The organism is Microbacterium testaceum, assembly GCF_003075375.1.
Classification (GTDB): domain Bacteria; phylum Actinomycetota; class Actinomycetes; order Actinomycetales; family Microbacteriaceae; genus Microbacterium; species Microbacterium testaceum_E.
In genome coordinates, this window is sequence record NZ_QDFT01000075.1 from 1 (window position 1) to 7,313 (window position 7,313).

Below are 7,313 nucleotides of genomic sequence, written 5' to 3' on the forward strand. Positions count from 1 at the left end.
GGTGAGCAGCTCTCTCGCGGACTTCACCCACCCCGCGAGCGGACGGGTGCTGCAGTGGGATCTGCGGCACGCCGCCCGCGTGATCGACACCCTGCTCCCCCTCGAACCGGATGCCGAGGTGCGCGGCGTCGTGCGCCGCGCGGCCGACGCCGCCCGTGCGGCCCTGGCCCCCGTCGCCGACGCCCTGCCCGTCCAGGCGGGCCACTTCGACGTGACCGACGACAACGTGCTGCACGCCCCGGGCGAGAGGGTGCCCGACGCGGTCATCGACTTCGGCGACGTGTGCGCGTCGTGGCGCGTCGGCGAGATCGCCGTCACCGTGTCGTCGGTGCTGCACCACGACGGCGCGACGCCCGAGAGCGCTTTCCCCGCCATCCGGGCGTTCGACCGACTGCGCGATCTCAGCGACGCCGAGCTCGCCGCGCTGTGGCCGCTCGTGATCCTGCGCGGGGCCGTGCTCGTGCTCAGCGGACGCGCGCAGGTGCGACTGGACGCGTCGAACGACTACGCCTCGGTCGCCCTCGAGCGCGAGTTCCGCGTCCTCGAGCGCGCGGCATCCGTCCCGATCCCCGTGATCACCGCCGCGACCCGGGCAGCGCTCGGCCGCCCCCGCGCCGCCGAGCCGGCCGCTCCGAGCGTCTCACCGCTGGGCACCGGCCGCCACGTCGCGCTCGACACGTCCACCGAGTCGCCGCTGAACGATGCGGGCGCCTGGCTCGACCCCGCCACCCTCGACCGCGCTGCCCTCGCCGCGCTCGATGCCGGTGCCGCCGTCGTGACCGCGCCGGCGTGGCACGCCCGCCTCACCGGCACCGCCGACCCGCTGCCCTCGACCGCCGATACCGTGCCGACCGACCTGCTCGTATGGCTGGCAGCCCCTGTCGACGCCCCCGAGGGCCTGGTGTGGACCCTGACGGACGGCGCTTCCGCGGGCCCGAGCCTCGCCGCCCGCACGCGCCTGTCGGCACGTCGCCCCCTCGACGACCTGACCCCGCCGTTCCGCGTGACGCGCGGCCTCGCCGACGCGTGGCGCGAGGTCGCCGGCGACCCGGGGGCGGTGCTCGGCATCCCGTCCCCCGCTCCCGCGGCCGACGACTCGCTGCACCGCCGTCACGCGGTGCTCGCCGAGGTGCAGGAGCACTACTACACCGCTCCCCCGCGCATCGAGCGCGGCTGGCGCGAGCTGCTCGTCGACGTCGACGGACGCGTGTACCTCGACATGGTGAACAACGTCGCCTCGGTCGGCCACGCCCACCCGAACGTGGTCGAGGCCGGCGCGCGGCAGATGCACCTGCTCAACACCAACTCGCGCTTCCACTACCGCGCGATCGCCGATTACGCCGACCGCATCGCCGCGACCTTGCCCGACGGCTTCGACACAGTGTTCTTCGTCAACTCCGGCTCCGAGGCGACCGACCTCGCGATCCGCCTCGCGATGGCCGCGACCGGTCGCCCCGACATCGTGGCGATGCGCGAGGCGTACCACGGCTGGACCTACGCCAGCGATGCGGTGTCGACCTCGATCGCCGACAACCCCTTCGCGCTCGAGACGCGCCCCGAGTGGGTGCACACCGTGTCCGCGGCGAACTCCTACCGCGGAATCCACCGGGGAGCGGATGCCGTGAACTACGCGCCCGAAGCGGTCGCCGTGATCGACGAGCTCGCGGCATCCGGTCGCCCTGCGGCGGGCATGATCGCCGAGACGTACTTCGGCAACGCCGGCGGCGTGGCCCTTCCCGACGGCTACCTGAACGCGGTCTACGCCGCGATCCGCCGCCACGGCGGCCTCGCCATCGCCGACGAGGTGCAGGTCGGTTTCGGCCGCCTGGGCGAGTGGTTCTGGGGCTTCCAGCAGCAGGATGCCGTGCCCGACATCGTCGCCGTGGCCAAGTCCATCGGCGGCGGGCACCCCCTCGGCGCCGTCATCACCCGCCGAGAGATCGCCGACCGCTACCGCACGCAGGGCTACTTCTTCTCGTCCACCGGGGGCTCGCCCGTATCCTCGGCCATCGGCATGGCCGTGCTCGACGTGATCGAGCGGGAGGGCCTGCAAGAGAACGCCCGCGTCGTCGGCGCCCACCTGAAGCACCGCCTCGAAGAGCTCGGCATGCGGCATCCGCTCATCGGCACCGTGCACGGATCGGGGCTGTACCTGGGCGTCGAGTTCGTGCGCGACCGCGAGACGCTCGAGCCGGCCACCGCCGAGACCGCCGCGATCTGCGACCGCCTGCTCGAGCTCGGCGTCATCATGCAGCCCACCGGCGACTTCCAGAACGTGCTCAAGATCAAGCCGCCGCTGGTGGTCACTCAGGCGTCGGTCGACGTCTTCGTCGACGCGCTGGACCGCGTGCTGACCACCGGCTTCTGACCCGCACCGCGCTTTCCGCCGAACCCCGACCACGCAGACCCGAGGAGCCCGCCATGTGGCGCATGCCCGCCGAAACCGCCCCCCACGAGCGCACGTGGATGGCCTTCCCCCGCGAGGGCGTCACCCTGGGCGAGGGTGCCGAGACCCGCGAAGAGGGCTATCGCGCCTGGACCGAGGTCGCGCACGCCGTGGCGCAGTTCGAGCCGGTCTCGATGGTCGTCGACCCCAGCGAGGTGTCGCGCGCCCGCCGCATGCTCTCGGCCGACATCGAGATCGTCGAGGCCCCTCTCGACGAGTTCTGGATGCGCGACGTGGGCCCCACCTTCGTCGTCGACCCGGACCGCCCGGGCACCCTGGGCGCCGTCGACTGGATCTTCAACGGCTGGGGCGCCCCCGACTGGGCCGAGTGGCAGAAGTCCGCTCAGCTCGCGCGCGTGGTCGCCGCGCACGTCGGCGCCGAACGGATCGACTCGCTGCTCGTCGCCGAGGGCGGCGGTCTGCACGTCGACGGCGAGGGCACCGTGCTGCTGACCGAGACGGTGCAGCTCGACCCGCGCCGCAACCCGCACGCCGATCGCGCCCGCGTCGAGGCCGAGATGGCCCGGACGATCGGGGCGACGGATGCCGTGTGGCTGTCGCGCGGACTGACCCGCGACTACGACGACTTCGGCACCAACGGTCACGTCGACATCGTCGCGACCTTCGCCGCCCCCGACCACGTTCTCGTCCACGAGCAGCAGGACCGCGCCCACCCCGACTTCGAGGTCTCGCGCCTGGTGCGCCAGGAACTCTCGGACGCCTTCGCGGCGCGCGGTCGCGCCGTGACGATCACGGGCGTCCCCGCACCGACGACCCTGCGCGACGAGCACGGCTGGGTCGACTGGAGCTACATCAACCATCTCGTCACCAATGACGGCGTCGTCCTGTGCGGCTTCGGCGAGGAGGCGGCGGACGCGCGGGCGCGCGAGACCATCGGCGAGGCCTACCCCGGCCGGCGTGTGGTGTCGGTCGATGCCCGTCCGCTGTTCGACCGGGGTGGCGGCATCCACTGCATCACGCAGCAGCAGCCGACGGTGCGCTGAGCAGTCCTCGGCCGCACGTGCGCGGACGCACGAGCGGGTACGGTGGAAGCCGGCGAAGCCGCCCGTGAGGGCGCCGCCCCACGCTCATGAACCCGCTTGCCTCCCCTCTCCCGCCGGCCCCGCTCGGACCGGTCCTCGTCGTCGGCGACGGACGCATGGGGCGCGCGCTCGTCGCCGCCCTGCGCGCCGCCGGCGTCACCGCGCAGGGCCCCGCCGGTCGGGGTGCGACCGGGGTCGATGCCCCCGTCGTGCTGCTGGCCGTGCCCGACGCCGAGATCTCCGCGGCGGCGAGCGCGCTGGCGCCCGGCCGCACGGTGGGGCACCTCTCGGGAGCGCTTGACCTGTCGGTGCTGCACCCGCACGAGGGTTTCAGCCTGCATCCCCTGCTGACGGTCACCGGCGCCCCCACCTCTTTCGCGGGCGTCACGGCCGCCGTCGCCGGGTCGACGCCCGCCGCCCTCGATGTCGCCACCGGGATCGCCGGCATCCTCGGGATGACGACGGTGCACGTGCGCGACGAGGATCGGCCCGCGTACCACGCCGCCGCCTCGGTCGCGGCGAACTTCCTCGTGACGCTCGAGGGCATCGCGGAACAGCTGGCCGCGACCGCGGGCGTCGAACGCGCCGCCCTGGTGCCCCTCGTTCGCGCCGCCGTCGACAACTGGGCCGCGCACGGCGCCGCCGCGGCCCTGACCGGTCCGGTCTCGCGCGGGGACGACGAGACCGTCGCGCGCCAGCGCCGGGCCGTCCGCGAGCGCCTGCCCGAGCGGCTGCCGCTCTTCGACGCGCTCGTCGACGCCACGCGCGACCTCGCCCGGCTCCCGCTGACCGGATCGCCCGCCACGGGAACGGCCCCCGCCGGTGCGCCACGGGCCGTCGCCGCGGGCACCGCGCCGGGAGGGACGCCGTGAACGCGCGCATCGTCCGCACGGTGGCCGATCTGCGCGCCGCCCTCGCGCCCCACCGCCCCGACGGCATCGGGTTCGTCCCCACCATGGGGGCGCTGCACGAGGGGCACCTGTCGCTCGTGCGCACGGCGCGCGCCGAGAACGCGGTCGTGGTGCTGTCGATCTTCGTCAACCCGACGCAGTTCGGCGAGGCCGCCGACCTCGCGGCCTACCCGCGCACCGAGGACGATGACGTCGCCCTCGCCTCCCGCGCCGGTGCCGACCTGATCTTCGCCCCCGCGGTGGCCGAGATGTACCCGACCGGATTCGCCACGAACGTCTCGGTAGGCGGGGCGATCACCGGAACCCTCGAGGGGGCCGTCCGCGGCCGCTCGCACTTCGACGGCGTGGCCACGGTCGTGGCGAAGCTCCTGGTCGCCGTCCAGCCCGATCGCGCCTACTTCGGGGCGAAGGACGCGCAGCAGGTGGTCGTGGTGCGCCGCATGGTCGCCGACCTCGACCTCCCCGTCGCGATCCGCGCGCTGCCGACCTCGCGCGACGCCGACGGTCTGGCCCGTTCGAGCCGCAACGCGCGGCTCTCGCCGGCCGAGCGCGAGCTCGCATCGGTCGTGCCGCGCGCGCTCCGCCGGGCTCAGGATGCCTTCGCCGACGGCATCCGCGATCCCCTGCGCCTGCGCGCCGAGGTCGACGCCGAACTGGCCGCCGCCGGTCTCGCAGCCGAGTACGTCGAGGTCGTGGACGCCGCCGACCTCGAGCCCCTCGCCCGCGTGGAGCGGCCCGCGCTTCTCGCCCTCGCCGTGCGGGTCGGCCCGGTCCGCCTCATCGACAACGTCAGCCTCGCCCCCGGCGTCGACGACCGCATCAGCATCGAAGGACGCACATCGTGACCACTCCCCCGGTAACCCTGCGCCGCCTGCGCACCCTCGCCGACGAGGGGACGCCGATCGTCATGGTCACGGCGTACGACTTCGTCTCGGGCCGCGTCGCCGAACGCGCCGGCGTCGACATCGTGCTCGTCGGCGACTCCGGCGCGCAGGTCGTGCTGGGCCACCCCGACACCACCTCGGTGACCGTGGACGAGATGCTCGTGCTGTCCAAGGCGGTGCGCCGCGCGGTGCAGACGCCGCTGCTGCTGTGCGACCTGCCGTTCGGCTCGACCGAGGTCAGCGACGAGCAGGCGGTCGCCACCGCCGTCCGCTTCGTGCGCGAGGGCGGAGCGGATGCCGTCAAGATCGAGGGCGCGAACCCGGCGCGACTGTCGCGACTGCGCGCGATCGTCGAGGCCGGCATCCCCGTGGTCGGTCACGTCGGGCTCACACCCCAGACCGCGACGGCATTGGGCGGCCTGCGCGCCCAGGGCCGCACCACCGACGAAGCCGTCCGCGTGGCGCGCGAGGCCCTCGCCGTGCAGGCAGCGGGAGCCTTCGCCGTCGTCATCGAGGCCGTGCCCGCCGAGGTCGTCGCCGAGATCCGCCGGGCGTTGGACATCCCCGTCATCGGCATCGGCGCGGGAGCGGCCGAGGGCCAGGTGCTCGTGATGCACGACCTGCTCGGCATCACCGAGGGCCGCTCGCCCGTCTTCGTCAAGACCTACGCGGCCGTCGGCGACGCGATGGTCGAGGGTGTCCGCGCCTACGCGCAAGAGGTGCGCGACGGCGTCTTCCCCGGGCCCGAGCACGTGTACCGGGCCGCGCCCGAAGCGGCCGCCGCGGTTCGCGCGTTCGTCGACGGGCGCTGACCGGGCGGCGGATCACCCTGGTCCGCCGCCCCCGTACAGCGGGCCGCGCAGTTCGCGTCCCCAGGGGCCGCTGTCGCCAGGAGAACACCGTCGGGGGTCGCTCACGCTCAGCTCCGCTGGGAGAATGAGGACGCGCGCACACGTCGGCTGTACGACACCAGCAGGCATGCGATGGCTGTTCCGCCCCGAAGCCGGTCAGCGTCCGGGCACCACCGCTCCGAGGAAGATCGTCGAGAGCTCGCGATCGACACGATGGCCAGCTGGGCGCTGGAGGGATGCATCCCTCGGCCGAGGCGCTCGCGGACATCGCAGCGGTTGTCGATGGTTCCGTCACAACCGACGAGATGATCGCCAAAGTCAAAGCGCGGTACAGGCATGTCTGACGAGGAATTTCTCGATCCTTACGTCTACCCGGGGACGACCGTTCTTCGTAATCTCCTCAACGAGACCGACGCTGCGGCACTCGATCAGGCCGAGTACGATTTGACGTTCCTCCGGCGCGAGGAGCTCGCGCGGCACCCCCTCACCGGACCCTTCGCACTGCCCCGGCTTCAGGAAACCCACCGCCGACTGGTTCAAGACGTCTACCGGTGGGCGGTCGAGATCCGGACGGTCGAGATCCGGAAGGGATCCTCGCAGTTCCATCTCGCTGAACTGCTGGTCACTGGTGCCGACGCGACGTTCGATTGGCTCGAAGAGTCCGGCCTTCTCGAGCCGGACACCGATGACGACGCATTCGTCACGTTGGCGAGCGATGTGCTCGAGAAGCTGAACTACCTGCAGCGCTCACGCGTCGCCTCGGGGGCGAACACATGTACGTCGCCGACGGGCGCCGAGAACACCTGCGCGCGGGCGGGATGCTTGTGCAGCAGGTAGCCGAGCACGGTGGCATCCATCTCGGAGCCGGTTTCGGGTTCGAGGGCGACGGTGATCAGCATCGGCGCGGCCTTCGCGTGGGCATTCGTTCACTTTAGGGGCGCGAAAAAGTGCGCGCGGATGACCTCCACCCCGAACGCAGATCAGCCCCGCTCGAAAGCGGGGCTGATCTGGTGAATCTGGCGGTGACGGTGGGATTTGAACCCCTTTAGAAAACTCCGCGTATTCACGCGGGAAAAGCGACCGAGTCGTTGATCTTGTACACATATTTGTACACATATGCGCGAATGAACGAAATAGCGACGTGCTCGGCGCCTGCATTTAGTCTGCGCTGTTTGAAC

Annotated in this window: 7 protein-coding genes; 6 read left to right on the forward strand and 1 reads right to left on the reverse strand. The window is 72.4% G+C overall.

All coding sequences use genetic code 11. The features are described from left to right. From DC432_RS15505 to DC432_RS16950, 6 genes are all read left to right on the forward strand, one after another. The coding region (locus tag DC432_RS15505; protein ID WP_116538609.1) for an aminotransferase class III-fold pyridoxal phosphate-dependent enzyme at nt 1-2,368 on the forward strand (2,368 nt) is incomplete at its 5' end. 53 nt (nt 2,369-2,421) lie between these two features. After that, on the forward strand, nt 2,422-3,450 hold the full coding sequence (locus tag DC432_RS15510; protein WP_243393173.1) for an agmatine deiminase family protein: 1,029 nt from the start codon (nt 2,422-2,424) through the stop codon (nt 3,448-3,450). An 86-nt stretch (nt 3,451-3,536) separates the two neighbouring features. Then, entirely contained in the window at nt 3,537-4,361 is an 825-nt protein-coding gene (locus DC432_RS15515) for a DUF2520 domain-containing protein (protein ID WP_116538610.1), read from the forward strand. After that, nucleotides 4,358-5,245, forward strand: coding sequence for a pantoate--beta-alanine ligase (gene panC, locus DC432_RS15520; protein ID WP_116538611.1), 888 nt, complete (start codon nt 4,358-4,360; stop codon nt 5,243-5,245). Before DC432_RS15515 ends, panC begins: the two co-directional genes overlap by 4 nt. After that, entirely contained in the window at nt 5,242-6,096 is an 855-nt protein-coding gene (gene panB, locus DC432_RS15525) for a 3-methyl-2-oxobutanoate hydroxymethyltransferase (protein WP_116538612.1), read from the forward strand. The genes panC and panB overlap by 4 nt, the downstream gene beginning before the upstream one ends. 275 nt (nt 6,097-6,371) lie before the next feature. Next, nucleotides 6,372-6,479 (forward strand): antitoxin VbhA family protein, encoded by a 108-nt coding sequence (locus DC432_RS16950; protein ID WP_165801308.1) that lies wholly within the window; start codon nt 6,372-6,374, stop codon nt 6,477-6,479. Nucleotides 6,480-6,869: 390 nt separating this feature from the next. On the opposite strand, the gene DC432_RS15530 is transcribed toward DC432_RS16950, so the two are convergent. Then, complete coding sequence (locus DC432_RS15530) at nt 6,870-7,034, reverse strand: hypothetical protein (protein WP_116538613.1); 165 nt, start codon at nt 7,032-7,034, stop codon at nt 6,870-6,872. Nucleotides 7,035-7,313 lie beyond the last annotated feature (279 nt).